23 protein-coding genes are annotated in these 23,591 nt (G+C 62.7%); 19 read left to right on the top strand and 4 right to left on the bottom strand.

Annotated features, from left to right (window positions below; genetic code table 11):
- Positions 1-79: 79 nt before the first annotated feature.
- The gene (locus AWB80_RS28755; RefSeq protein ID WP_061178075.1) at positions 80-760 is read right to left on the bottom strand and encodes a dihydrofolate reductase family protein; all 681 of its coding nucleotides are present in this window, start codon (positions 758-760) and stop codon (positions 80-82) included.
- A 101-nt stretch (positions 761-861) separates the two neighbouring features.
- On the opposite strand from AWB80_RS28755, the gene AWB80_RS28750 reads away from it, so the two are divergent.
- From AWB80_RS28750 to AWB80_RS28735, 4 genes are all read left to right on the top strand, one after another.
- Positions 862-1,110: a hypothetical protein gene (locus AWB80_RS28750; RefSeq protein WP_061178074.1), complete on the top strand. Its 249-nt coding sequence runs from the start codon at positions 862-864 to the stop codon at positions 1,108-1,110.
- Between the two features lie 256 nt (positions 1,111-1,366).
- On the top strand, positions 1,367-1,654 hold the full coding sequence (locus AWB80_RS28745; RefSeq protein WP_061178073.1) for a DUF3649 domain-containing protein: 288 nt from the start codon (positions 1,367-1,369) through the stop codon (positions 1,652-1,654).
- A 53-nt stretch (positions 1,655-1,707) separates the two neighbouring features.
- Positions 1,708-3,285, top strand: coding sequence for a PepSY-associated TM helix domain-containing protein (locus AWB80_RS28740; RefSeq protein ID WP_244206774.1), 1,578 nt, complete (start codon positions 1,708-1,710; stop codon positions 3,283-3,285).
- Entirely contained in the window at positions 3,282-3,548 is a 267-nt protein-coding gene (locus AWB80_RS28735; RefSeq protein WP_061178071.1) for a DUF3325 domain-containing protein, read from the top strand. The genes AWB80_RS28740 and AWB80_RS28735 overlap by 4 nt, the downstream gene beginning before the upstream one ends.
- Before the next feature lie 3 nt (positions 3,549-3,551).
- Here AWB80_RS28735 and AWB80_RS28730 read toward each other — a convergent pair whose 3' ends face one another.
- Positions 3,552-4,454 carry a DMT family transporter gene (locus tag AWB80_RS28730; RefSeq protein ID WP_061178124.1) on the bottom strand — a complete coding sequence of 301 codons (903 nt, stop codon included), beginning with the start codon at positions 4,452-4,454 and terminating at the stop codon, positions 3,552-3,554.
- Positions 4,455-4,622: 168 nt separating this feature from the next.
- Here AWB80_RS28730 and AWB80_RS28725 point away from each other — a divergent pair, with 168 nt between their 5' ends.
- The 13 genes from AWB80_RS28725 (at position 4,623) to AWB80_RS28665 (ending at position 18,387) form a co-directional block, all read left to right on the top strand.
- Positions 4,623-4,928, top strand: a complete 306-nt coding sequence (locus AWB80_RS28725; protein ID WP_061178070.1) for a non-heme iron oxygenase ferredoxin subunit — start codon at positions 4,623-4,625, stop codon at positions 4,926-4,928.
- Positions 4,929-4,941: 13 nt separating this feature from the next.
- A complete protein-coding gene (locus tag AWB80_RS28720; protein WP_061178069.1) occupies positions 4,942-6,186 on the top strand; it encodes an NAD(P)/FAD-dependent oxidoreductase in 1,245 nt (414 codons plus the stop codon).
- The gene (locus AWB80_RS28715) at positions 6,173-7,465 is read left to right on the top strand and encodes an aromatic ring-hydroxylating dioxygenase subunit alpha (protein ID WP_061178068.1); all 1,293 of its coding nucleotides are present in this window, start codon (positions 6,173-6,175) and stop codon (positions 7,463-7,465) included. The genes AWB80_RS28720 and AWB80_RS28715 overlap by 14 nt, the downstream gene beginning before the upstream one ends.
- The gene (locus AWB80_RS28710; RefSeq protein WP_061178067.1) at positions 7,466-7,975 is read left to right on the top strand and encodes an aromatic-ring-hydroxylating dioxygenase subunit beta; all 510 of its coding nucleotides are present in this window, start codon (positions 7,466-7,468) and stop codon (positions 7,973-7,975) included.
- 20 nt (positions 7,976-7,995) lie between these two features.
- Complete coding sequence (locus AWB80_RS28705; protein ID WP_061178066.1) at positions 7,996-10,401, top strand: xanthine dehydrogenase family protein molybdopterin-binding subunit; 2,406 nt, start codon at positions 7,996-7,998, stop codon at positions 10,399-10,401.
- A complete protein-coding gene (locus AWB80_RS28700; protein WP_061178065.1) occupies positions 10,398-11,234 on the top strand; it encodes an FAD binding domain-containing protein in 837 nt (278 codons plus the stop codon). The genes AWB80_RS28705 and AWB80_RS28700 overlap by 4 nt, the downstream gene beginning before the upstream one ends.
- A 10-nt stretch (positions 11,235-11,244) precedes the next feature.
- Positions 11,245-12,435, top strand: a complete 1,191-nt coding sequence (locus AWB80_RS28695) for a xanthine dehydrogenase family Fe-S subunit (protein ID WP_061178064.1) — start codon at positions 11,245-11,247, stop codon at positions 12,433-12,435.
- A gap of 70 nt (positions 12,436-12,505) precedes the next feature.
- Positions 12,506-13,471, top strand: coding sequence for an amidohydrolase family protein (locus AWB80_RS28690; protein ID WP_061178063.1), 966 nt, complete (start codon positions 12,506-12,508; stop codon positions 13,469-13,471).
- A gap of 34 nt (positions 13,472-13,505) precedes the next feature.
- Positions 13,506-14,258 carry a maleate cis-trans isomerase family protein gene (locus tag AWB80_RS28685; protein WP_061178062.1) on the top strand — a complete coding sequence of 251 codons (753 nt, stop codon included), beginning with the start codon at positions 13,506-13,508 and terminating at the stop codon, positions 14,256-14,258.
- A gap of 11 nt (positions 14,259-14,269) precedes the next feature.
- Positions 14,270-15,118, top strand: coding sequence for an alpha/beta fold hydrolase (locus AWB80_RS28680; RefSeq protein ID WP_061178061.1), 849 nt, complete (start codon positions 14,270-14,272; stop codon positions 15,116-15,118).
- A complete protein-coding gene (locus tag AWB80_RS28675; RefSeq protein WP_061178123.1) occupies positions 15,105-16,139 on the top strand; it encodes a 2,5-dihydroxypyridine 5,6-dioxygenase NicX family protein in 1,035 nt (344 codons plus the stop codon). The genes AWB80_RS28680 and AWB80_RS28675 overlap by 14 nt, the downstream gene beginning before the upstream one ends.
- 15 nt (positions 16,140-16,154) lie before the next feature.
- Positions 16,155-16,778: an isochorismatase family protein gene (locus AWB80_RS28670; protein ID WP_061178060.1), complete on the top strand. Its 624-nt coding sequence runs from the start codon at positions 16,155-16,157 to the stop codon at positions 16,776-16,778.
- A gap of 13 nt (positions 16,779-16,791) precedes the next feature.
- Entirely contained in the window at positions 16,792-18,387 is a 1,596-nt protein-coding gene (locus AWB80_RS28665; RefSeq protein WP_061178059.1) for an MFS transporter, read from the top strand.
- On the opposite strand, the gene AWB80_RS28660 is transcribed toward AWB80_RS28665, so the two are convergent.
- Positions 18,388-18,894 carry a MarR family winged helix-turn-helix transcriptional regulator gene (locus tag AWB80_RS28660; RefSeq protein WP_208635699.1) on the bottom strand — a complete coding sequence of 169 codons (507 nt, stop codon included), beginning with the start codon at positions 18,892-18,894 and terminating at the stop codon, positions 18,388-18,390.
- Positions 18,895-19,200: 306 nt separating this feature from the next.
- Between AWB80_RS28660 and AWB80_RS28655 the strand changes: the two genes are divergently transcribed.
- Together AWB80_RS28655 and AWB80_RS28650 are read left to right on the top strand one after the other, a co-directional pair.
- Positions 19,201-20,526 (top strand): MFS transporter, encoded by a 1,326-nt coding sequence (locus tag AWB80_RS28655; RefSeq protein WP_061178058.1) that lies wholly within the window; start codon positions 19,201-19,203, stop codon positions 20,524-20,526.
- 72 nt (positions 20,527-20,598) lie between these two features.
- Entirely contained in the window at positions 20,599-21,792 is a 1,194-nt protein-coding gene (locus AWB80_RS28650; protein ID WP_061178057.1) for a benzoate/H(+) symporter BenE family transporter, read from the top strand.
- Between the two features lie 10 nt (positions 21,793-21,802).
- Here the strand turns inward: AWB80_RS28650 and ptsG are convergent, their stop codons facing one another.
- Positions 21,803-23,578 (bottom strand): PTS glucose transporter subunit IIBC, encoded by a 1,776-nt coding sequence (ptsG, locus tag AWB80_RS28645; RefSeq protein ID WP_061178056.1) that lies wholly within the window; start codon positions 23,576-23,578, stop codon positions 21,803-21,805.
- Positions 23,579-23,591: the final 13 nt, after the last annotated feature.

Genomic DNA, 23,591 nt, shown 5'->3' with positions numbered 1-23,591 from the left:
CTTCGGATGAGAGGATTATAACAATGCAAGCCGCATTTTTAGCGGCTTGCCACGCGTTGCACGGGTAAATCCCGAGAGTTCAGTTCTTACGCGTATAACGCAGCCAGACGACGTCATGTTCCAGTTTTTCGACCGATTCGAGCTTCACATACGCGGGCTTGCGCCATTCGTCCATCGCGATTTCGAACGATGACGTGTGCGCTTCGCGTCCATCGACGAGCGGGATCAGCAGCACGCTGACTTCATCCGCAAGCTGCGCGCTCACGAAGGCGCCCGATACATGCCCGCCTCCTTCGACGATCAGCGTTCCGATTTTTAACTCACGCCCGAGCGTATCGACGACGCGCTTGAGGTCGATATCGTCCTTGCCGCCGAACACGTAGGATGCATCGATCGATTGAAGATACGCGAGGTAATCGTCCTCCACGCTCTCGGCCAGCACTTCGACGATATGCGATTCGAGCGCCGTATTGCTCTTCCATGCGACGCGGCCCTTCGGATCGATGGAAATTGCGTACTGGCTCGCATCGCGTATGGCGAAGTGGTCTTCACGCGCAATCGGCCCTTTCGCGAGCCCGCGCGGATAGTCGCGGTCCTTGGCGTGCGAGATTTCCTGCATCGTGACGCGGCCGCAGACCCACGCATCGGCCTTGAAACGCGCGGCGGTGTCCTCGTAGGTGGGCGACGCGAACGCCAGATTCCAGTTATCGGTCAGGCTGCGGCCATCGACCGACGACATCATGTGACAGACAATATGCATAGTCTTCTCCAGGCAAGAAGGCGGCGATGCATCGACGATGCAAGCGCCGTGCCGCTGTAAAGCGCGAGGCATGACGCGCGCGATATGCGAAAATCACAGGCATGAAAAAGCTCGCACTCATCGTTCCGGTTTTCCTGATCGTGCTTAGCCCGCTCGCGCATGCCAGCGTCGAATCGGGTGCGCACCAATTCAAGGAAGACGTGAAATCGGCCGGCCGTCAGACCGGCCACGCCGCGCGCGATGCCGCCCACGCGATCGGCGACGGCGCCAAATCGGCGGGGCATGCTATCGCCGACACATCCAAGCGCGGCTATCACGCCACGAAAAAGTGGGTGACGGGCGACGAATAAGCGCCGTCACGCTGTTCAAAAAGTTTTCTCTCCCGATGCGTCGAAAGGCGCATCGCGTCTTGTTCGCGCGCTCGCGCAACTTTCGTCGCTTTTAAGCACCGCTTGACAAGCTCGACGAGTGTTATTGATAATTATTATCATTTACACCAGATCGACCGATCTTCCGGCGCGCCAGCATCGCGGACGCACGCCCGGCCGAACCTTCTCCTATTCGAACACCTTGGAAACACATGACGCAGCGATTCGCACTCGTTCAATGAGCGCGATCGTCAGGCACGGCCCACTCGTCTCGCGCATCGTGGCCGCGATTTTCGGCGGCTACGCGCTCGCCGCGCTCGGAAGCGTCGCCGCGCTCGCCTTGCCGATGAGCAAGCCGCAAGCCGTGTTGAGCGGCATGCTCGCGAGCTTCGTGATTTACGCGTGCGCGGTGATCTGGGTGTTCGCGGTTCGCAGTGCGCGGCGCGCGTGGGCAGGGCTCGTGATCGTCGCTGTGCCGCTGGTGCTCGCCGCATGGAGCGTAGCGCCGGGAGGGCTTCTGTCGTGAAGCACGCACGCGAGCGCAAGCCGAAGCCCAAGGGACGCGGCATTCGCCAGAGCATGTCGGACCTGCATACGTGGGCGGGATTGCTGGCCGGCTGGATTCTTTATGCGATGTTCCTGACAGGCACCGTCAGCTACTTCAAGGACGAAACCTCGCAATGGATGCGGCCGGAGCAGCCGCATCAGCGCGACATGGCCGATCCGGCGCTCGTCGCGCAGCGCGTCACGGCGACGCTCGGCAAGATCGCCGCAGGCAGTTCGCAATGGAGTTTCGAGTTGCCGGGCGAGCGCACGAGCGTCATCGATTCGTTCTGGCGCACGCCGGGCGCGGCGACGGGCAAGCGCACATTCGAACAGGCGAGTTTCGATCCCGTGACAGGCCAGCGCACGAGCGCGCGCAAAACGCTCGGCGGCGAATTTTTTTATCGCTTCCATTTCCAGTTTTATTACATGCCGGTGTTATGGGGCCGCTGGCTCGCCGGCCTCTGCGCGATGTTCATGCTCGTCGCGATCGTGAGCGGCGTCATTACGCACAAGAAGATCTTCGTCGACTTCTTCACGTTCCGATGGGGCAAGGGACAACGTTCATGGCTCGATGCGCATAACGCGCTATCGGTGTTCGGCCTGCCGTTTCACGCGATGATCACCTACACCGGCCTCGTCACTCTGATGGCGATGTACATGCCATGGGGCGCGCAGACCGCGTTCAGGACGCCCGTTGAACGACACGCGATGACATCGCAGTTGAGTGCGTTCATCCAGCCAGGCAAACCGGATGGAAAGACCGCACCGCTGGCCCCCGTCGACGCAATGGTGAGAGAGGCCGAGGCGCGCTGGGGCCGCGACAGGATCGGCCGCGTGACGATCACGAATCCCGGCGATATCACCGCGCGCGTGGCCGTTTCGCGGGGCGAGGCATCGCGCGTGTCGATGAGCCCGCAGTACATGCTCTTCGATGGCGTGACGGGCAAGCTCATCGAAGTGAAGGATCGGGTGGGCGGCGCGGCCGAGACGCGCGGCGTGCTTTACGCGCTGCATCTCGGGCGCTTCAGCGATCTGCAATTGCGCTGGCTGTATTTCATCGTCAGTCTCGCGGGCACGGCGATGGTCGGCACGGGGCTCGTCATGTGGACCGTCAAGCGCCGTCAGAAGCTGCCCGATCCCGCACTGCCGCACTTCGGCTTCAGGCTCGTCGAGCGTTTGAATATCGCGAGCATCGCGGGGTTATCGGTCGCGATGACGGGCTTTCTGTGGGGCAATCGCTTGCTGCCGTCCGGCATCGCCGCGCGCGACGAAGCGGAGATCAACGTGTTTTTCGCGGTATGGGGCGCGACGCTGCTGTATGCCTTCGTGCGTCCGGCGAGGCGCGCGTGGATCGAACTGTTGTGGCTCGCCACGGCCTTGCTCGCGCTGCTGCCCGTGCTGAATGCCATGACCACCGAAAGACCGTTGTGGCGCAGTATCGCGCAAGGCGACTGGGTTTTCGCGGGCTTCGATCTGATGATGTGGGCGTTCGCCGCGCTGCATGCGGCGCTGGCATTGCGTGTGACGCGCCAGCGTGCGCGCGTGAAGCCGGTGGGCAAGCAGGACGTTGCGCGAGCCGCGACGCCTCGGCGTGAAGAGGAAAGCGTATGACGCTCGTTTTCTGCGTGATCGCTTTCGCCTTCCTGGCCTTATCGATGGATCGCCATCAAACGACCCTGTTCGGCCGCGAGTTGCGCGCCGGACGCTCGCGTGGCTTTCGTATCGCCGGGTGGTGCGGTCTCGTGCTGGCTCTGCGCTTTGTCGTCGGCAATGAAGGATGGGCGCTCGGCCTCGTGAGCTACAGCGGCTGCACGAGTCTCGCGGCGGGGCTCGTATATGGCGGACTCATCACGTACGAGCGATTCGCGGATTGATGTTCAAGCAAGCGGTCCTTCAGGAATCTTGCGCTGCCACGCAACCGCGATCGCACTGCCGACGATCAACGCAATGCCCGCAAGCGAGAGCGGCGCGATCGTCTCACCCCACGCGATATACGCAAACAACGCCGCCCACACGATGCTCGTGTAGTTGAAGGGCGCGAGCGTGCCGGCGTCGGCGCGTCGGAAGGCGACCGTCATCAGGATTTGTCCGATGGTCGCCAATGCGCCGAGCAGCGCCATCAGCGCGAGCGCATCGAGTGTCGGCGTCTTCCAGCTGAACGCGAGCGTGCACGCCGTGACGAGCGTTCCCACCGCGGTAAAGAACAACACCGTGGTGCGCGAATCGTCCGTGGCGCGAATACGTTTGATCTGGATGATCGACAACGCGCCACATAACGCACTCGACAACAACAGCAACGGCCCGAGCCAGTTCGATTCGCCGCCCCCCGGCCGAACGACCAGCAGCACGCCCGCAAAGCCGATCATGGCCGCCACGGCCGAACGCGCACTGAGCCGCTCCTTCAGGATGAACGGCGCGAGCACGACGACGATCAGCGTCTCCGAATACGCGATCGCCACCGCCTCGCCCAGCGGAATATAGGGCAAACCCGCGAAGAAGAATCCGGACGCGCCGAGCAGCGTCAGCGCGCGCCATGTCTGTCCCTTGATATCGAGGCGCTTCACGCGCTCGATCAGCGAACGTTCGCCGACACAGCACGCCGCGATGGCCGGCGCAAGACCGAACAGCATGCGGAAGAACGTGAGTTCGTTGGCCGGATAGTGCATCGCGATGGCCTTCGCGAGCGTATCGACGATCGCGAAGCACAGCATCGAAGCAAGGATGAAGCCAATGCTGGCGAGCGGCAGATGGGACGTGCGCGTGACGGTGGTGGAAGGCATGACGCTGGACATCGTGACAAAGGCTGGAATCATCGCATGGCCGCGCGTGTTCGTCCGTCCGTCTACGGGTAAGCCATTATTTTTGTTCGGGTTGACTCGCCGAAAAGTCCTGCTAGTATTCGTTCATCAAGTTCATCAGCATACTGATAGATTTCGAAGGGGCGACAGATGGCACTCAGGTTCGCGGCGAAACTCGCCGATCTCGTGGAAGACGAGCCGCTCGGCGTGACGATCGGCGAGGAGCGGATCGCGCTCTATCTGCTCGATGGCGAAGTGCATGCCACGCATAACGTTTGCACGCATCAGTTCGCGCTTTTGAGCGATGGTTATATGGAAGACGGCTGCATCGAATGTCCGCTGCATCAGGGGCGCTTCGACATCCGCACGGGCGCGGCGCAGTGCGCGCCGGTCACGCAGGCGCTGCGCGTCTACGGCGTGCAAGTGGAAGGCGGCGACATTTACGTCGATCTGTGAGGCGCGCGAAATCATGACGCAGACGGTATTGATCATCGGCGCGGGACAGGCCGGCGCGCGAGCAGCCGAAGCACTGCGCACATACGGATTCGAAGGGCGCATCGTGCTCGCGGGCGACGAGCGTCACGCACCGTACGAAAGGCCGCCGCTGTCGAAGGACGTGCTGCTCGCACCTGACGATGACGATTGCTTCAAGGGCTGGGTGCATACGGCCGAACTCTATGACGAAGCTCGCATCGAGTGGCTCGACGATCGCGTGCTGCGCCTCGACACGCAACGGCATGCTGCGACGCTCGAACGCGGCGGCGAGCTGCGCTACGACCGTTGCCTGCTGACCACGGGCGGTCGAGCGCGCCGCCTGGCCGACGTGCCGGAGGGACCGCACACGTTCTATCTGCGCACGCTCGACGACGCGATGCGTCTGCGTTCGCGTCTTGCGACCGCGCGCTCGGCGGCTGTGATCGGCGGTGGCTTTCTCGGTCTGGAATTCGCGGCGAGCGCACGCACGCGCGGCCTCGATGTCAGCGTGTTCGAATCCGCAGCGAGCCTGTTGAGCCGCGCCTTGCCGCCGATGCTCTCGGAACGCCTGCGCGCGAAGCATGAGACGCACGGCGTGCGCTTCGTGTTCGACGCGAAGCACTTGCAAGTGCGAGAGCACGCAACAGGCGTGCAAGTGAATGGCGAGCACTTCGATTTGTGCGTGGTCGCGATCGGCCAGGAACCGAACGACGAACTCGCGAAGGTCGCGGGGATCGCAACGAACAACGGTATCAGCGTCGATCGTCATTGCCGCACATCCGCGCCCGATGTCTATGCGGCTGGCGATTGCGCGAACTTCCCATACGGCGCGAACGATCGCGCGACGCGCCTCGAATCGTGGCAGAACGCGCAGGAACAGGCGATCGTCGCGGCGCGCAACATCGCGGGCGACGCGGTGACATACGCGCCGACGCCGTGGTTCTGGACCGATCAATACGACTGGAACCTCCAGATGCTCGGCATGCCCGGCGGCGCCGTCGATCGATGGATCGAACGCGCGGGCGCGGACGGCAAGACGCTGCTGATGGGACTACGCGACGGTGTCATCGTCCATGCGCTCGCGATCAATCAGGGCGGCGAGCTGCGCGCGATCAGACGGCTCGTCGAAGACGCGCTGCCCGTCGACGCCGGCATGCTCGCCGACCCCACGATCAAGCTGCGCCAGCTCGAACGGCTGATTCGCTCAACACACTCGGGAGATCAAGGTGTACTCGTCTGAAACGATCATCGGCGTGCATACGCCTCAAAGCAAGAATCCGCCGATCGAAGGGCTCGTGTGGCCCGAAGAAGGGCTGCAGTGCATTCCCGACTGGGTCTATACGAGCGAGGCCGTCTACGCGCGCGAAGTCGAGCGGATCTTTCATGGCCGCACCTGGAACTTCGTCGCGCTCGAAGCGGAAGTGCCGAACGCCGGGGATTTCAAGCGCTCGTACGTAGGACCGACGCCGGTCGTCGTATCGCGCGCCGAAGATGGCTCGATCAACGTGTTCGAGAATCGCTGCGCGCATCGCGGCGCAGAGTTCTGCCGGCACAGCCGCGGCAACAACAAGGAATTCGTGTGCCCGTATCACCAATGGTCGTATGACCTGAAGGGCAATCTGCAGGGCGTGCCTTTCCGGCGCGGCGTGAACAAGCTGGGCGGCATGCCGAAGGACTTCCGCACCGACGCGCACGGCCTGAAGAAACTCGCGGTTGCGACGCGCAACGGCGTGGTGTTCGCATCCTTCGCGCATGACATGGAGCCGCTCGAAGACTATCTCACGCCCGAAATTCTCACGGACTTCGACGCCGTGTTCAACGGCCGCCGTCTACGCGTGCTCGGCTTCTACAAGAACGAGCTGCCGTGCAACTGGAAGATGTATCACGAGAATCTGAAGGACCCGTATCACGCGACGCTGCTGCATTCGTTTCTCGTCGTGTTCGGTCTGCTCGTCGCGGGCAATCGCTCGGCGATGGTCGCGGACAGCAAGTACGGTATTCACGGCACGATGGCCTCGGCGAAAAGCGATTCGCTCTACGCGACCATCGACGAAGACAAGAAGAAGGAGATGCGCTCCTTCCACGACGGCATGACCTTGCGCGATGAACGTTTTCTCGAGTTCATCAAGGAGTTCGATTCCGAATGGTCCGTCACGATGCAGACGATCTGGCCGAACCTCATCGTGCAGCGCGAGATGAACACGCTCGGCGTGCGCCATATCGTTCCGAACGGCCCGAACAGCATGATCATGCTCTGGACCATGTTCGGCTATGAAGACGATACCGACGAGATGCTGCGCCACCGTCTGCGCCAGGGCAATCTGATGGGACCATCGGGCTTTCTCGGCCTCGAAGACAACGAAGCGATGAAGTTCGTCCAGGAAGGCGTGCGCCGCTCGGTGAGCGATCGCAGCATCATCAAGCTGGACGGCGACAAGATCGGCACGGCTGACAACCTGATCTCCGAGGCTGCCATTCGCGCCATGTACAAACACTATCGTGAAGTCATGGAGTTCTAGATGTTGCCAGGATTCGAGAAGCAGAACATCGCGCACGACAAGGCGCTGATCGCGCGCGCCGCCGTGGAGGATTTCCATGCGGAGTATTGCGCGGCGCTGGATAGCGGCGACATCGAGCGCTGGCCGGAGTTTTTCACCGAGAACTGTCTTTACCGCGTGACCGAGTATGAGAACGCCGCGAACGGTTTTCCGGTCGGGCTGGTGTATGCGGAAGGGCGCGACATGCTGCGCGACCGCGCAGTGGCGATCTCGCGCACACAGATGTTCGCGCCGCGCCAGATGCTGCATTTCGTCTCGAACGTACGCATTCTGAACGCAACCGATGAAGAGATCATCGCGCAGAGCAACTACATGCTGCTGCAGACGCTCGTCGAAGGCGCGACGACCCTGCATCAGGCGGGCAGGCTTTTTGATCGCTTCGCGCGCAATGGTAACGTTCTTCTGCTGAAGGAAAGACAGGCGGTGTATGACACGGCGATGATCGCGAACGATCTCGCTTATCCCGTCTGAACATCGTTGGGAGAGAGCGCATGAGTCACACGGAACACATGGAAGCGCCGGCCGAAAGCGGGGGCGTCGGCGCGCGCGTCAGACGCCGCGAAGACGAGCGGCATCTGCACGGCAAGGGCAAGTTCGTCGCCGACTATACGTTTCCGGATTTGCAGGAAGTCGCGTTCCTGCGCAGCCCCGTCGCCCATGCGCGCATCGTGCGTATCGGCAAGCCGGAACAGTATGCGGAGCAGGTGATCCTGCGCGACGACATGCAGGGCGCGACCGATATCGTCGCGGATTCGAGCCTGCCCAGCTACAAGCCTTCGTCGCATCCGCCGCTCGCGTCCGGCAAGGTGCGCTTCGTCGGCGAGCCGGTCGCGATGTGCTTCGCGAAGACGCGTGCGCAGGCCGAGGATATCGCCGAGGAAATCGAGCTCGATCTCGACGAACTGCCGGCCTTCGCAAACGCATTCAACGCACGCGAACGCACCGATGTGCGCGTGCACGATCACTGGACCGACAATCTCTTTCTCGACCTCAAGGCCGATGTCGATTTCGACGCGCGTTCGAAGGACGCGCCTGTCGTCGTGAAGCAGAAGGTCGATCTCGCACGCCAATGCATGGTGCCGATGGAAGGCAAGGCCGTGCTCGCGTACTGGGATCATACGCATTCGCAGCTCGTCGTCATCACGTCGACGCAGGTGCCGCATATGATCCGCACGGTGCTGTCGCAGTGTCTCGGCATCGAGCATGGGCAGGTGCGCGTCATCTCGCCCGATGTCGGCGGCGCGTTCGGCTACAAGTGCGTGCTTCAGCAGGAAGAGTTGTGCATTGCGTGGCTCGCGCTCAAGTATCGCAAGCCGTTTCGGTTCATCGAGGATCGCCGCGAACATCTGATCGCCGGTGCGAACTCGCGTCAGCATCACTACGAACTCACCGCATATGCCGATGAAACGGGCCGGCTGCTCGCGCTCGATGCACAGCTTCTGATCGACGGCGGCGCGTATTCGGCATGGCCGTTCACGATCGGTCTGGAAACGGGACAGGCGCTCGGCAATCTGCCGGGGCCTTACGATTTCTCGGGCTATCGATGCCGCACGCAATGCGCCGCGACCAACAAGCCGGGCTTCCTGCCGTATCGCGGTGTCGCGCGCACGGGCGTGTGCTTCGCGATCGAACTGACGATGGACGCGATCGCGCGCGCCGTCGGCCGGGAAGCGTGGGAAGTGCGTCACGATAATCTCGTGCGCGGCGCGGACATGCCCTATACCAATGTCGTGAAGAAGCACTACGACAGCGGCGACTTCCAGGAAAGCCTGCGCCGTGCAGTGGCTCAACTCGATGTGCCGAAGTGGCGCGCGCGGCAGAAGTCAGGCGAGCAGGACGGACGTCTCGTCGGCATCGGCTTCGCGACCTTCACCGAGCAATCCGCTCACGGCACGGCGGTGTTCGCGTCGTGGGGCTTGCCGGTCGTGCCGGGCTACGACCTCGCGACCGTGCGTATCACCGCGGACGGCGGCCTCGAAGTGCGCGCGGGCATTCACTCGCACGGTCAAGGCATGGAAACCACGCTCGCGCAGATCGCCAACGAAGTGCTCGGCGTGCCGCTGCAGAAGATCAAGGTCGTGCATGGCGATACGGCGCTCACGCCGTATTCGACGGGCACGTATGCATCGCGCAGCATCGTGATGGCGGGCGGCGCGGTCGCCACGACGTGTCGCGAACTCTTGCCGCGTCTACTTCTCATCGGCGCGCATTTGCTCGGTGAAGAACAGGACGCCGCGCGTTTTGAGCACGGCGAGGTGATCGGCGCAACCGGGCGCGTGACGATTCAGGAGATCGCATCGGCGTGGTATCTGCGTCCCGAGCGTTTGCCCGCCGGCGTGAATCTCGCCGGTCTGGAAGCGACGCAAGGCTTCAAGCCGAAAGTCGATACCGGCGCGTTCAGCTACGCGACGCACGCGGCGGCGGTGGCCGTCGATACGAAAACCGGCGATGTCGAAATCCTCGATTACGTGATCGTCGAGGATTGCGGCCGCATGATCAATCCGATGGTCGTCGAAGGGCAGACGATCGGCGGCACGGCGCAAGGCATCGGCACCGCGTTCTACGAAGAAACGCTCTACGACGACAACGCGCAGCCACTCACGTCGACACTCGCTGACTACATGTTGCCGGGACCGACCGAGTTGCCGTCGCTCACGATCATTCACATGGAAACGCCTTCGCCTTATACGGAGTTCGGCGCGAAAGGCGTGGGCGAGGGCGGAGCGATCGCGCCGCCCGCCGCGCTCTTCAACGCGGTGAACGATGCGCTCACGCCGCTCGGTGCGAGCGTGTCGGAAACGCCCTTGACGCCGCGTCGTCTGCTTGCGGCGATCGAAGCGGCGAAGGTCGGCAAGGCGACAAGTGAGGAAGAACTCAGGCAGGAGGTGGCGGGATGAAAGCCGCTGCATTCGAGTATGTGAGAGCCGCGTCCTTGGCCGACGCGCTCAGGGAATTGAAGGACGCAAAGCCGATATCGGGCAGCCAGTCGATGGGCCCGATGCTGAATCTGCGTCTCGCACGGCCGGGCCGCATCGTCGATGTATCGCGCATCGCGGATCTTCGCGCGGTGTCCGAAGCGGGCGACGTCGTGCGCGTCGGCGCGGCGGTGACGCACGCCGAAATCGAGGACGGCAAGCACGCGCTCCTGCGTCATCCGTTCATGCAGCATGTGGCGAGTGGCATTGCGTATCGCGCGATCCGCAATCGCGGCACGATCGGCGGCAGTCTCGCGCATGCCGATCCCGCCGCCGACTGGCCGCTTGCGCTGTCTGCGCTGGATGCGCGTCTGGAATTGTCGAAGGCGGGCGCAACACGGCAAGTGCGTGCGGGCGAATTCATGCTGGGCGCATTCACGACGCTGCTGGAAGACGGCGAGATCATCACCGCGGTGCTGTTGCCGAAGCTTGGCCCGACGCTGCGCTGGGGCTACTACAAACTCTGCCGCAAGACCGGCGAATTCCCGCACGCGAGCGCGGCTGCCGCTTTCGATGCGCGCACCGGACTCGCCCGCGTGGTGCTCGGCGCGCTCGACGGCCCGCCGACCGCGCTCGACGAACTCGCGCGGCGCATCGCGCAGCACGGGCCGGCAGCAGCTACCGAAGAGGTGCTCGCGCAGGCCGTCGCAAGCGCGATGCCCAACGCCGACGGCATCGACCGGCAGATTCATACGGCGGCACTCGAGCGTTGTCTTGCGCAGGCGTTCGGCGTGTCGAGCGCGAATACAGTTTAAAGAGACTGCAATGTCCGTCATCGAACTCACCATCAACGACCGTTCCGTGCGCAGCGATGTCGAATCGCGCGTGCATCTCGGCGACTTTCTTCGCGATACGCACAACCTGACCGGCACGCACCTCGGCTGCGAGCACGGCGTATGCGGCGCGTGCACCGTGCTGGTCGACGGCGAGCCGGTGCGCTCGTGCATCACGTTCGCGGTCGCGTGCGATCAGCAGAAGGTTCGCACCATCGAAGGCTTCGACGACGACGAACTCATGAAGCGTCTGCGTCATGCCTTCTCGATTCATCACGGCCTGCAATGCGGCTACTGCACGCCCGGCATGCTGATCACCGCGCGCGATATCGCGCGGCGTTTTCCCGATGCCGACGAAGCGCGCATCCGGCTCGAACTGTCCGGCAATCTGTGCCGATGTACGGGCTATATGGGCATCGTCGCGGCGATCAAGTCGGTGCTCGCCGATCTGAAAGCGAATCCGATCGCGGATGCGCCCGCGCCGCGTGCAGTAGTCAGCGGTGCAACTACATCGGCGCCCGCGTTTCAGACCTTCGCGGCCGCGCCGGCCAGTGCGCCGCAAGCGCCTGTGGCTGCAAGCGTTGCATCGCCGGATCAACCCGCAACGCTTCGCAAGGGCTGGACCGCGATCGACGACAGCTTCGTCGTTCCCTTCGCGCTCGACAAGGTATGGGCCTTCATGGGCGATCTGCCTTCGGTCACTTCATGCTTGCCCGGCGCGGAACTGGTCGAACACGACGGCGAAAGCGTGAAGGGCAGGATTGCGATCAAGTTCGGTCCGATGTCCGCGAACTTCGCGGGCGCGGCGCGCCTCGAACGCGACGACGCCGCGCATTGCGCCGTCATGCGCGGCGCGGGGCAGGACAACATCAGCCGGTCGCGCGCCAACGGCGACGTCACGTATGCATTGACGAGCGAAGCGGGCGGCAACGAAACGCGCGTGGCCGTCACGCTCGAATACATGCTGCAAGGGCCGCTCGCGCAGTTTTCACGCTCGGGGCTCGTGAAGGATTTCGTGCGCCGCATGATCGCGGATTTCGGCGCGCGCATCACCGCGCAACTCGGCGGGAGTGCTGCGCCCGACGCGGCTACAGCGGCAACGTCTGCAAAGTTCAATGCGGGCAGCCTCGTATGGAGCGTCATCTGGGGGCGCGTCAAACGGTTATTCGGCAAGGGCGATTGAGCGAGAAGGGCGCGCTATCGGGGCGCGTCGTTCGGCTATATCGTCAGTCTACTGATCAAATGGAGTTCAAATGACAAAGCGGATTCGCAAGATCGCCCTGGAAGAGCACTTCAGCACGCCGGGCTTTCAGGGTTATTCGAAGAGTTTCACGCAGCACATCGCGCCCGAAGTGCTGCGCGATCTCGCCGCGCGTCTTACTGATTTCGATGAACAGCGCATCGTGGAGATGGATCGCGCGGGCATCGACTATACGATTCTGTCGCAGACGGGTCCGAGCGTGCAGGGCGAAGCCGATGCAGCGCTCGCGATCAGCCGCGCGAAGGAAAGCAACGACTTTCTCGCGCAGCAGATCGCGCGTCATCCCGCGCGCTTCGGCGGCTTTGCGACCCTGCCGATGCATAGCGCAAAAGCGGCATCCGATGAACTGACGCGCACCGTTCGCGAACTCGGCTTCAAGGGCGCGCTCGTCAACGGTCATACGCTCGGCGTCTACTACGACGATCGCGCCTACGACCCCTTCTGGGCGACGATGCAGGAACTCGACGTCCCTCTGTATCTGCATCCGACCGATGCATTGGTGAATCCGCGCGTGCTCGACGGTCATCCCGAACTCACGGGCGCGACGTGGGGCTGGGGCGTGGAAACCGGCAGTCATGCATTGCGCCTGTTGTTCAGCGGCGTGTTCGACCGCTTCCCGAATCTGAAGATCATTCTCGGCCACATGGGCGAAGGCCTGCCGTTTCTGCGCTGGCGTTTCGACAGCCGCTTCGCGGTGTATTCGCATGGCGTGAGTCTCGAACGCGCGCCTTCTGAATACATCGGTACGAACATCCTGATCACGACGTCTGGCGTGTGTTCCGCGCCCGCGCTCATCGGCGCGATCGGCGAAATGGGCGCGCAGGCGGTGATGTTCTCCGTCGATTATCCGTATGAGTCCACTGAGATCGCGGCGGAATTCATCGAACGTGCGCCGCTCGATGACGCCACGCGCGCGCTCGTCTGTCACGGCAACGCCGAACGAATCTTCCGCCTTTGAAGCATCAGACGACCTCGAATATAGGGAGCAACACATGACGAAGACTTACCGCATCGGCCAGATCGTGCCGAGTTCGAACACGACGATGGAGACCGAGATTCCCGCGATGCTGCTCGCGCGTCAGACGATCCGCCCCGAGCGCTTCACGTTTCATTCGAGCCGCATGCGCATGAAAAAAGTCGTGAAGGAAGAACTCGCCGCAATGGACGCGGAGTCGGACCGCTGCGCCGTCGAGCTTTCCGATGCGCGCGTCGATGTGCTCGGCTACGCGTGTCTGGTCGCGATCATGGCGATGGGGCATGGCTACCATCGCGTGTCGCAAAAGCGCCTGCATGAGCGCACGGTTGAGAACGGCGGCGAGGCGCCTGTGATTACGAGTGCGGGCGCGCTCGTCGATGCGCTGAAGGTGATCGGCGCGAAACGTGTCGTGGTGGTCACGCCTTACATGTTGCCGCTGACGGAACTCGTCGTCGACTATATCCGCAACGAGGACTACGATGTGATCGACTTCCGCGCGCTCGAAATTCCCGACAATCTCGAAGTCGGCCGTCATGATCCGGGCCGGCTGCCCGAGATCGTCATGTCGATGCGCTATCAGGAAGCCGATGCCATCGTGCTATCCGCCTGCGTGCAGATGCCGTCGCTGCCGGTCATCGCGAAGGTCGAGGCGATGACGGGCAAGCCGGTCGTCACCGCCGCCGTCGCGACGACTTACGCGATGCTCAAGCAACTCGGGCTCGAAGCGGTCGTGCCCGGCGCGGGCGCGCTGCTGTCCGGCGCTTATTGAGCGAGGCGCGCATGTCGACCTATCAATATGGCGGCAATGTTCACGCGAACGGCATTCGCCAGCACTATCTGCGCTATGGCGGCGCGCGAACGGGACGCGATCCGGTCATCATCGTGCCGGGCATCACGAGTCCCGCGATCACCTGGGGATTCGTCGCAGAGCACCTCGGCAAGGTGTTCGATGTCTATGTACTCGATGTACGCGGGCGCGGATTGTCGTCGGCGTCCGATTCACTCGATTACAGTCTCGATGCGCAAGCCGCCGATCTGATTGCGTTTGCAACGACCTTGGGCTTCGAGCGTTATAGCGTCGTCGGCCATTCGATGGGCGCGCGCATCGGCATTCGCGCGGCGCGTTCGAAGCCAGCGGGCTTGACGCGTCTTGCGATGATCGATCCGCCCGTTTCGGGTCCGGGACGCCGTCCTTATCCGTCGCAGTTGCCGTGGTATGTCGATTCGATCCGCCAGTCGCGCGAGGGCATGAGCGCCGAGGCGATGCGCGCCTTCTGTCCGACATGGACCGAAGCGCAACTCGCCTTGCGCGCCGAATGGCTGCATACCTGCGACGAACGCGCGATACGCGCGAGCTTCGAAGGCTTCCACACCGACGACATTCACGCTGATCTTCCGTATCTCGGGATGCCCGCGTTGCTCGTCACCGCAGGCAGAGGCGATGTCGTACGCGATACGGACGTCGAGGAAATCCGCGCACTCGTACCGCATCTCGTTCATACGCGCGTGCAGGACGCAGGCCACATGATTCCGTGGGACGACGAAGCCGGTTTTCATGCGGCGCTCGGCGATTTTCTCGGCGCATCCGTGCCGCCGCTCGATGAAGGAGGCAAGCATGCCAGTCAGTGACTATCAGATGGTCGATGCGTGGACTCAAGTCCTCAAGCTCTCGCGCCTCGAAGCGGGACAGACCGTGACCATTCTCACGAGCGCATCCACGCATCCACAAACGCTTGCGACCGCCTTGATCGCGACGCAATCGATGGGCGCGATCGTCAATCGTCTCGATCTGCCGCCCGTCAACGGCGAGAAAGCGTTGAGCCGCGATTCGCTCGCTTATCTAGGCACGACGCCGTTGACCGGCAATCGCGCGGCCATCGCCGCGTTGAAGGAAAGCGATCTCGTACTCGATCTGATGACCTTGCTGTTCTCGCCCGAGCAACTCGATATTCTCAAGACCGGCACGAAGATTCTGCTCGCGGTGGAACCGCCCGAAGTGCTCACGCGCCTCGTGCCGACCCCCGGCGATCGTGAACGCGTGCTCGCCGCGCAGGCGCGTATCGCGCGTGCAAGGGAGATGCATATCGTGTCCGCGGCCGGCACCGATTTCCATTGTCCGCTGGGCGAATTCGAACCGATCGCCGAATACGGTTTCGTCGATGAACCCGGTCGCTGGGATCATTGGCCGAGCGGCTTCGCGCTGACGTTTCCGAACGATGGCAAGGCGCACGGCCGCATCGTGATCGATCGCGGCGATATCCTGCTGCCGCAGAAGAGTTACGCGCAGGAGCGCATCGAACTGACCATCGAAGGCGGCTATGCGACGCGCATCGAAGGCGGCGTCGATGCCCAATTGCTCAGCGAATACATGGCCACTTTCAACGATCCCGAAGCGTATGCGATCTCGCATATCGGCTGGGGATTGCAGCCGCGCGCGCACTGGTCGACGCTCGGACTGTATGACCGCGAAGCGACCATCGGCATGGATGCGCGTGCGTTCGAAGGCAACTTCCTGTTTTCGCTCGGCCCGAACAACGAAGCGGGCGGCAGCCGCACGACGACCTGCCATATCGACATACCGCTGCGTCATTGCGATGTCTTTCTCGACGGCGAGCCCGTCGTGCGCGATGGCGTGGTTCTCGATCGCTAACAAGAAGAATCCAACATGTCCCACGATATCGAAACCTACAAACGCCAGAGCTTCGGTTCGACGCTGGAGCCGAAAGCGCCGGTCGGTCTTTTGATCGTCGACTTCGTGAATGGCTTCGCGAATCCCGAGGTGTTCGGCGGCGGCAATATTGCGCAGGCAATCGCGCATACGATTCCATTGCTGGCGCACGCGCGCGCGAAGCGCTGGCCGATCGCGCACAGCCGTATCGTCTTCGCCGATGACGACGCCGATCACAACGTCTTCACGATGAAAGTGCCCGGCCTGCTCGCGCTGAAGGAAGATTCGCGCGACAGCGCCATCGTGCCGCAACTCACGCCGGAGCACGGCGAACTCGTCGTGCGCAAGACGGTGCCCTCGGCGTTCTTCGGCACATCGCTCGCGGCGTGGCTCACGCAACACGGCGTGCGTACGCTCGTGATCGCGGGCGCGGTGACGAGCGGCTGCGTGCGATCGTCCGTCGTCGATGCGATGCAGTACGGGTTCCGTCCGTTCGTGCTGTCGGACTGCGTGGGCGATCGCGCGATCGCGCCGCACGACGCGAATCTCTTCGACATGGCGCAGAAGTATGCCGCCGTGATGACGCGTGACGAAGCGCTCGAACTGCTCAAGGATCTTTGATCATGGGATCGACATGGCCACGTCTCTTTCGGAGCGGTCGCACCGCGTAGTCACGCGTCACGAATTCACGCTGATCATCGCGTCTTCGTTCGGTGCGTTGCTCGAATGGTATGACTTCTATATCTACGCCGCGCTGGCGGGCACGTTCAGCACCTTGTTCTTTCCGAGCGGCAACGATACGGTCGCTTTCCTCGCGAGCCTCGCCACCTTCGGCGCGGGCTTTCTCGTGCGGCCGCTCGGCGCGCTGTTCTTCGGCAGGCTCGGCGACCGCATCGGCCGCAAGTACACGTTCATGGCGACCATCGTGCTGATGGGCGTCGCGACGATCGGCGTGGGCTTGTTGCCTTCGTTCGAGCAGATCGGCATGATCGCGCCGGTCTTGCTGGTCGCGTTGCGGCTGTTGCAGGGATTCGCGCTCGGCGGCGAAACGGGCGGCGCGGCGACCTATCTCGCGGAGCATTCGCCCGCAGACCGTCGCGGCTTCTTTACGAGCTCGCTGCAAACCACGGCGACGCTCGGTCTGCTCGCATCGATCGCGGCGGTGAGCATCAGCCGCGCCGCGATGGACGAAGCTGCGTTCCGGAGCTGGGGATGGCGCATGCCGTTTCTCGTATCGATTTTGCTGCTCGCGATCTCGGTCTATCTGCGCACGAAGCTCGCCGAGTCGCCGACGTTTCGCGACATGAAGCAGGCGGGCCGCCTGTCGAAATCGCCGATAGGGGAGAGCTTCGGCAAATGGGAGAACCTGAAGTACGTGCTGATCATGCTGTTCAGCACGGCATCCGGCGTCGGGGTCGTGTTCGGCACGGGTCACTTCTATTCGATGTACTTCCTGCAGAACACGTTGAAGGTCGCGCCAAACACGGTCAATCTTTTTCTCGCGATTGCATTGATCGCGGTGTTTCCGTTCTATCTCGTGTTCGGCTGGCTGTCGGATCGCGTCGGAAGAAAATGGATCATGATGCTCGCGTGCCTGTTGCTCGCCGCAACCACGCAACCGATCTTTCATGCGCTCACGCATTATGCGAATCCTCAACTGGAGGCATTCCAGAAACGCGCGCCCGTGACCATTCGTGCAGACGATTGCCGCTTCACGCTGTTCTCCGCGCCGGTGACGGAATGCGACCGCATACGTTCGTTTCTCAGCGCATCGGGCGTTTCGTACAGTCGCGCGCCGCTGCGAACGGGCGAAGCGGTATCGACGGAAATCGGTTCGATCGTGCTGCAGGGCAGCGACAGACGTGAACTGGAGAAGGCGTTGATCGCGTCGGGCTGGTCCGCGCATGCAGACCCCGCGAGAATCGATGCCCCGATGGTCATCTTCCTGATGTGGCTACTGCTCTTGTATCTCGCGATGGTCTATGGACCGATGGCCGCGTTCATGGTCGAACTCTTTCCTGCGCGTATCCGTTATACATCGCTATCGTTGCCGTTCCATCTCGGCTCGGGCTGGTTCGGCGGCATGCTGCCGTTCGTGGTGTCCGCGATGGCGGTCGCACGCGGCGACGTCTATTTCGGGCTCTGGTATCCGATCGTCATCGCGCTCGTGTCGTTCGCGGTCGGTACGCTCTTCGTGCCCGAAACGTACCGCCGCGACATCACGCAGTAGTCAGTCGAAATGCTTGAGTGAAGTACGGCCGTACTGGTTATTGCCTTCGACGAGTTTCATCATCATACGCACGAAATGAACCCGATCTTCCGCACTCAACGGCTCCAGGAATCGTACCTGCGCTTCGCGCATGCTGCCGTACATGTCCTTCATCGTGCGGCGTCCTTTCGCGGTGATGTTCGCGATCTTGAGACGCCCGTCGTGAGGGCTCGGTTCGCGCTTTACGAGGCCGCGCTCCTCGAGACGGCGCAGCACGTCGGCCATCGTCGTGCGATCGACACCGACTTCCGCGCACAGCGATGTCTGATCGAGCCCGGGCCGCTCGCTCAGCGTCGTCAGCAAGCCGTATTGCACCGGCGTGATGGCGAAGTCCTTGCAGCACTCGAAGAACAGCGCGATGTGAATCTGGTTGAGCCGGCGGATCAGAAATCCCGGGCGCTGCCACAAATGTCCGGTCTCGATGCCGCTGTCGGAAACGGCAGCTTTTTTCTCTGCAACGGTGCCCATCCTTAACCTTTTTCGAAGAAGTTCAAGTCACACGGGAGATTAGAGATTGTAGGTGCAATCACAGTTGCGCTCCCATTTTTTTCCGGATACAAAGCTATCTATCAGCGTACTGACGAAATGCTGAAGGCAGGAGCGCAATAAGTCAATGATCGAAGTCAATACACGAAGTCAACAGAACGATGCGTCGCGCAGGTATCAGAGCGGATTTGCTCATGCGCTTGCAGCCAGCAAGCGCATGAATGATCAGCATGCTGATTAAATGGCGAATGCGTTACACGTCACCTCACTCAGAGTCTGGAGCCAAAGATGAGTTCTACCCCTGTACAGACGGACGACGTCGCCATTCATGGGCGGTCGATGTCGCGCAACGATATCAAGACGCTCATGCTGGCGTCGCTCGGCGGTGCGCTGGAGTACTACGATTTCATCGTCGCGGTGTTCTTCACGAAGCTGCTCGCGACCGTGTTCTTCCCGCCGCAGACACCCGAGTGGCTCGCGCAGCTCGAAGTCTTCTGCATCTTCGCGGCGGGCTATCTCGTGCGTCCGATCGGCGGCATCTTCTTCGCTCACTTCGGTGATCGCATCGGCCGCAAGAAGATGTTCGCACTGAGCCTGTTCCTGATGGCCGCGCCGACCTTGCTCATCGGTTTGCTGCCGAGCTATGCGATGCTCGGTATGGTCGCGCCGCTGCTGTTTCTGTTGTGCCGCGTGCTGCAGGGGCTCTCCGTCGGCGGGGAAGTGCCGGGCGCGTGGATCTTCTGCTCGGAGCATGTGCGGCGGGATCGCGTCGGTCTCGCGTGCGGCCTGCTGATGTCGGGACTGTGCACCGGCATCCTGCTCGGCGCGCTGTCGGCGAAGTTCCTGATCGGCAACATGGACCCGGCGGAACTGAAGACCTGGGGCTGGCGTCTGCCGTTCATCGCGGGCGGCGTGTTCGGCCTGATCTCGGTCTATCTGCGCCGCTATCTGCAGGAAACGCCGGTGTTCGAGGCGCTGCGCGCGAAGCGTGAAGCCGATGCGCGTCTGCCACTCGCGGTGGTGCTGAAGGAACATCGCGGCGCGGTGGCCGTCTCGCTGCTGGCGACGTGGGTGTTCTCCGGCATCTTCGTGCTGTACTTCCTCTATACGCCGACGTTCCTGCAATCGCAGTTCCATTTTCCGGCGAAGGACGTGTTCACCAACAATTCGTGGTCGATCTTCGGTCTGATTCTCGGCAGCACGCTCGCGGGATGGGCGGCGGACAAGATCGGCGGCGGCCGCGCGTATGCGATCGGCAGTGCCGCGATGCTGCTCGTGTGCGGCGCGTTCTACATGAGTCTCGCCTCGGGTAGCCAGTCGGTATGGACGCTCTATATTCTCGGCGGCTTCCTCATCGGGACCATCACGCTCGGACCTTACATCATCGTGAAGAGCTTTCCGCCCGAAGTGCGCTTCACCGGCTTCGCGCTGTCGTACAACACCGCCTATGCGATCTTCGGCGGCACGGCGCCCGCCATCGCCTCGTTCATGGTGGGGCGGCAGGGCATCACGATGGCGCCTGCGTGGTACATTGGCGCGCTTTGCGTGCTCGGCGTGATCATCGGCCTTCTCTGGCGTGCGCCCGTGCATGCCGAAGCAACGGCCGCGCATTGATGCCGGGCGTTTGATCCTTTCGCGATCCCGCATCGGATGCGATGCGGGATCGTTTCTGTCCGGGCGCTATTCATGTCTGTTGGCGACGCATCCAGGGGCGGCATCGACCGCTCGTGGCTTCTTTACTTTTCGCTTGCGCTGGCGAGCATGAGTTTCTCGGCGACAGGACCGGTCGCGATCATCATGGCCGCGTCGCGCGAAGGCGGCCTGAGCCTGGCGCAGACGTCGTCGTGGCTCTTTGCGTCGATCGGCATCAACGGGCTCGCAAGCATCGCGATCAGCTGGAAGACGCGTCAGCCCTTGCTCTTTCTCTGGACCATTCCGGGCGCGATTCTCGCCGCGCCGGTGATCGCGCAATACGGCTTCGGCGCGGCGGTGGGCACGTATCTCGTCTGCGCGGCCGTGCTGCTCGTGCTCGGCGTGACGAACCTGGTCGCGCTGCTCGATCGATGGGTGCCGATGCCCGTCGTCATGGCGATGATCGCCGGACTCTTCATCAAATACGTGCTGGCGGTCGTGCATTCGAGCGTGGCCGCGCCGCTCATCGGCGCCGGCATGCTGCTGACGTTCTTCGGGCTGATGTGGCTCGAACGGCGCAACGCCGCGCCGCTTGCGCCGCTGATCGGCGCGATGCTGACGGGCGCGGCGATTCTTTTCGCCACGGGCTTTCAGTTGCCGAGTCATGCCGGCGGCGCATGGACGGCGACACCCGCGCTCGTCGCGCCGCACTTCGATATTCACGCGATCTCGCAACTGCTGCTGCCGATGCTCATCACCGTGCTCTTCGTACAGAACGCGCAGGGCATTGCGGTGACGCGTGCGTCGGGGTACGGCACGTCGTTGCGAATGGTGACGATTTACAGCGGCGTGCTGACCGCGATAACCGCGCCGTTCGGCGGTTGTCCGTCGGTGCTGGCGGGGCCGAGCAACGCCATCCTCGTGTCGGGCGGCACGCATGGGCGGCATTACATCGGCGCGTTGATCGCGGGCGTGATATGCGTCGCGATCGGCGTGTTCTCGACCGCGTATGTGTTTCTGCTGGCGAGTCTGCCCGGCGCGTATATTGCGATTCTAGCCGGGCTCGCGATGATGGGCGTGCTGGAGAAGGCGTTCGTCGCGGCGTTTCGTTCGGCGCTGCCGCTCAGCGCGATGATCGTGTTCGTGGTCACGTTGAGCGATGTGACTTTGCTCGGCGTGGGGGCGGCGTTCTGGGGCGTGGTCGCGGGGTGTGGTGTTTATTACGCGATCGAGCGCCCCCGATCCTGATCCTGATCCTCTACCGTATCACCCCCGCGAGATTCTCCGCTTCGAGCCCAACGATCAGATCCATCTCGCCATTGCCAAGCGCTTGCGTCGCCGCAACACCAGCCGCTTTCAGCGCCGACGCATCCAGACGCGAAGCATCCCCGAGCGCGACACGCAGCCGTGTAGCCGCAAGCGGCTCGAGCTTGAGAATATTGGCCGCGCCGCCCAGCGCCGCGCGAATCTTCTCCGCGCGCGCCTTCTGCTGCGCCGTATCCTGCGCGGCCACCGCCGCTGGCGCGACTACAGCTTCCGTCGCACCGGCCGGCGCGCCTGCCACCGGCAATTCAGCATCGCTGCCCGCCGTCTTCAGGTATTCCTGCATGTCGGTTTTCATGTTTTCCGACAGCGGCCCGAAAATCGCCTGCACGCCATTACCGACACGCAAGACGCCCGCCGCGCCGAGCGCCTTCAATCGGGCATCGTCGACGAGCGACGGATCGTTCACCGTGATGCGCAGCCGCGTGATGCACGCATCGAGACTCTTGATGTTCGATCGCCCGCCGAAAGCCAGCACGAGATCGCGCGAGCGTCCGCCCACGCCCGTGCTCATCGCCGCGCTCGCCACCGTATCGTCCTCACGTCCAGGCGTCTTCATATCGAAGCGGCTGATCACGAAGCGGAACACACAGTAATAGATCCCGGCGTAGATCGGCCCGAGGATGAACACGTACCACGCGTGCGTCGCCTTGTTGCCGATCAGGTTGAACATCAGAAAGTCGATCGCGCCTTGCGAGAACGTGAAGCCCATGTGCATGTTCAGCGTATTGGCGACGAACTGCGCCGACGCCGCCAGACACGCGTGAATGAAGTACAGCACCGGCGCGACGAACAGGAACGCGAACTCGATCGGCTCGGTAATGCCCGTCAGAAACGAAGTCAGCGCCGCCGACACCATCATGCCGCCGACCGCGACCTTCTTCTCCGGCTTCGCGCAATGCCAGATCGCGATGGCCGCCGCAGGCAGACCGAACATCTTGAACAGGAACGCGCCCGACAGAATGCCCGCCGTGGGATCGCCCGCGAAGAAGCGGTTGATGTCGCCGTGAACCACCTTGCCGGTGGTCGGATCGAGGAAACTGCCCGCTTCGAAGAAGAACGGCACGTTCCAGATGTGATGCAAGCCGAAGGGAATCAGCAGACGTTCGACGAAACCATAAACCGTCGCTGCCGTGCGCGGATCGGAAACCGCCGCCCATTGCGAGAAGGCCTTGATCACACCGCCGATCGGCGGCCACACCACCGACAGGATCGCGCCGAGCAAGATCGAACCGATGGCCGTCACGATCGGCACGAAGCGCTTGCCCGCGAAGAAGCCGAGATAGGCCGGCAGCGCAATCTTGTAATAGCGGTTGAACATCCACGCGGCAAGACCACCCGCGAGAATGCCGCCGAACACGCCGGTCTGGATCGACGGAATGCCCATGATCATCGAGGTCTCAACGCCTTCGACCTTCGCGATCACGCCGAGCGTTGCCGTCATCACGAGATAGCCGATGGTCGCGGCGATGCCGGACACGCCGTCGTTCTCCGTGAAGCCGAGCGCGACGCCGATTGCGAAGATCAACGGCAGGTTGCCGAAGATCACGTCGCCCGCGTTCTTCATCAACTCCAGCACGATGGCCGGGACGTAGCCGTGGAAATCGGTCGCGCCGAGGCCGAGCAAGAGGCCCGCGACCGGCAAAACCGCGACCGGCAGCATCAGCGATTTGCCGACTTTCTGCACCACGCCGAATGCGTTTTTAAACATGATTGGTCTCCGC

The sequence above is a fragment of the Caballeronia pedi genome (assembly GCF_001544915.2).
Taxonomy (GTDB): Bacteria; Pseudomonadota; Gammaproteobacteria; order Burkholderiales; family Burkholderiaceae; genus Caballeronia; species Caballeronia pedi.
Note: the sequence above shows the minus strand (reverse complement) of the source record. Positions and strands in the feature narration are given on the sequence as shown.

Bases quoted from the DNA above. Each gene is read 5' to 3' on its own strand.
- AWB80_RS28710 (WP_061178067.1), top strand. From the start codon at position 7,466: ATGTTGCCAGGATTCGAGAAGCAGAACATCGCGCACGACAAGGCGCTG.
- AWB80_RS28745 (WP_061178073.1), top strand. From the start codon at position 1,367: ATGAGCGCGATCGTCAGGCACGGCCCACTCGTCTCGCGCATCGTGGCC.
- AWB80_RS28720 (WP_061178069.1), top strand. From the start codon at position 4,942: ATGACGCAGACGGTATTGATCATCGGCGCGGGACAGGCCGGCGCGCGA.
- AWB80_RS28725 (WP_061178070.1), top strand. From the start codon at position 4,623: ATGGCACTCAGGTTCGCGGCGAAACTCGCCGATCTCGTGGAAGACGAG.
- AWB80_RS28695 (WP_061178064.1), top strand. From the start codon at position 11,245: ATGTCCGTCATCGAACTCACCATCAACGACCGTTCCGTGCGCAGCGAT.
- AWB80_RS28750 (WP_061178074.1), top strand. From the start codon at position 862: ATGAAAAAGCTCGCACTCATCGTTCCGGTTTTCCTGATCGTGCTTAGC.
- AWB80_RS28700 (WP_061178065.1), top strand. From the start codon at position 10,398: ATGAAAGCCGCTGCATTCGAGTATGTGAGAGCCGCGTCCTTGGCCGAC.
- AWB80_RS28680 (WP_061178061.1), top strand. From the start codon at position 14,270: ATGTCGACCTATCAATATGGCGGCAATGTTCACGCGAACGGCATTCGC.
- AWB80_RS28685 (WP_061178062.1), top strand. From the start codon at position 13,506: ATGACGAAGACTTACCGCATCGGCCAGATCGTGCCGAGTTCGAACACG.
- AWB80_RS28690 (WP_061178063.1), top strand. From the start codon at position 12,506: ATGACAAAGCGGATTCGCAAGATCGCCCTGGAAGAGCACTTCAGCACG.
- AWB80_RS28705 (WP_061178066.1), top strand. From the start codon at position 7,996: ATGAGTCACACGGAACACATGGAAGCGCCGGCCGAAAGCGGGGGCGTC.
- AWB80_RS28660 (WP_208635699.1), bottom strand. From the start codon at position 18,894: ATGGGCACCGTTGCAGAGAAAAAAGCTGCCGTTTCCGACAGCGGCATC.
- ptsG (WP_061178056.1), bottom strand. From the start codon at position 23,578: ATGTTTAAAAACGCATTCGGCGTGGTGCAGAAAGTCGGCAAATCGCTG.
- AWB80_RS28730 (WP_061178124.1), bottom strand. From the start codon at position 4,454: ATGCCTTCCACCACCGTCACGCGCACGTCCCATCTGCCGCTCGCCAGC.
- AWB80_RS28670 (WP_061178060.1), top strand. From the start codon at position 16,155: ATGTCCCACGATATCGAAACCTACAAACGCCAGAGCTTCGGTTCGACG.
- AWB80_RS28735 (WP_061178071.1), top strand. From the start codon at position 3,282: ATGACGCTCGTTTTCTGCGTGATCGCTTTCGCCTTCCTGGCCTTATCG.
- AWB80_RS28740 (WP_244206774.1), top strand. From the start codon at position 1,708: ATGTCGGACCTGCATACGTGGGCGGGATTGCTGGCCGGCTGGATTCTT.
- AWB80_RS28650 (WP_061178057.1), top strand. From the start codon at position 20,599: ATGTCTGTTGGCGACGCATCCAGGGGCGGCATCGACCGCTCGTGGCTT.
- AWB80_RS28755 (WP_061178075.1), bottom strand. From the start codon at position 760: ATGCATATTGTCTGTCACATGATGTCGTCGGTCGATGGCCGCAGCCTG.
- AWB80_RS28665 (WP_061178059.1), top strand. From the start codon at position 16,792: ATGGCCACGTCTCTTTCGGAGCGGTCGCACCGCGTAGTCACGCGTCAC.
- AWB80_RS28675 (WP_061178123.1), top strand. From the start codon at position 15,105: ATGCCAGTCAGTGACTATCAGATGGTCGATGCGTGGACTCAAGTCCTC.
- AWB80_RS28655 (WP_061178058.1), top strand. From the start codon at position 19,201: ATGAGTTCTACCCCTGTACAGACGGACGACGTCGCCATTCATGGGCGG.